This is a genomic window from Pseudomonas amygdali (assembly GCF_002699855.1).
Lineage (GTDB): Bacteria > Pseudomonadota > Gammaproteobacteria > Pseudomonadales > Pseudomonadaceae > Aquipseudomonas > Aquipseudomonas amygdali.
Genome location: NZ_LKBW01000199.1, coordinates 1 through 1,026 on the forward strand (window position 1 = coordinate 1; position 1,026 = coordinate 1,026).

Below are 1,026 nucleotides of genomic sequence, written 5' to 3' on the forward strand. Positions count from 1 at the left end.
CCGAGCTGGTAAAACAAGGGCCTGCCTGACGGCAGGCCCTAACCAGCCCGAACACAAAAAAACTGATACTCCCGACCGTTGCTGCAACAGCGCATGCAACCGACTATTACGTTGCCCCAAATGGCAATGATCACGCTGCCGGTACAAAAGCCGCACCATTGCAATCCATCATGCGTGCGCAGCAAACCGCAAAAGCCGGCGACACGGTGTATTTTCGCGGCGGAATCTACACCTACACAGCAGGCATCAACAGCTGCGCTACCCGTACAGACACCGTCAATGCCATCACTCTGAACAACAGCGGCAGCGAAAACAAACCTATACGTTACTGGGCCTATCCGGGCGAAACACCGGTGTTTGATTTCTCGGCCATGAAAGACGATTGTCGCGTCAAAGGCTTCAACGTTACCGGTAGCTGGTTGCACCTGAAGGGGCTGGAGGTAACGGGCGTGCCGCAGCAGCCGGATAACCATCTCAATCACGAGTCCTGGGGTATCTGGAACAGCGGCAGCCACAACACTTTCGAGCAACTCAACTTGCATCACAACATGGGGCCAGGCCTGTTCATTCAGAACGGCGGTTATAACCTGGTACTCAATACCGACTCCCACCACAACTACGATCCTTACACCTCAAACGGCGCAGGTCAGAGCGCTGACGGCTTCGGCGCACACATCAAGGCGGGGCATCCAGGTAACGTATTTCGCGGTTGCAGAGCCTGGGCCAATTCCGACGACGGCTTTGACCTGATCAATGCCTTCTCGCCGGTAACCATCGAAAACTCGTGGGCATGGCAGCAAGGTTACCTGCTTGGCACGCACACCAAACTCGAAGCGGGCAACGGCAATGGCATCAAAGCGGGCGGATACGGTGGCAAGTATGTGCCCAACGGTGTGATACATATCGTCCGTAATTCAGTTGCCTTCGACAACAAATCCGCCGGTTTCTACGCCAATCACCATACATTGGTGTCAACGCCAACTAAAAAGTGACCCCCTTCCGTGCTAAATCGCCAACTTAGTTTTG

Annotated in this window: 1 pseudogene; it reads left to right on the top strand. The window is 54.6% G+C overall.

Annotation, left to right across the window (positions count from 1 at the left end):
* Positions 1-62: 62 nt before the first annotated feature.
* A pseudogene (locus AO277_RS13865) lies at positions 63-968 on the top strand (right-handed parallel beta-helix repeat-containing protein); the annotation flags it as partial.
* Between the last annotated feature and the right edge of the window lie 58 nt (positions 969-1,026).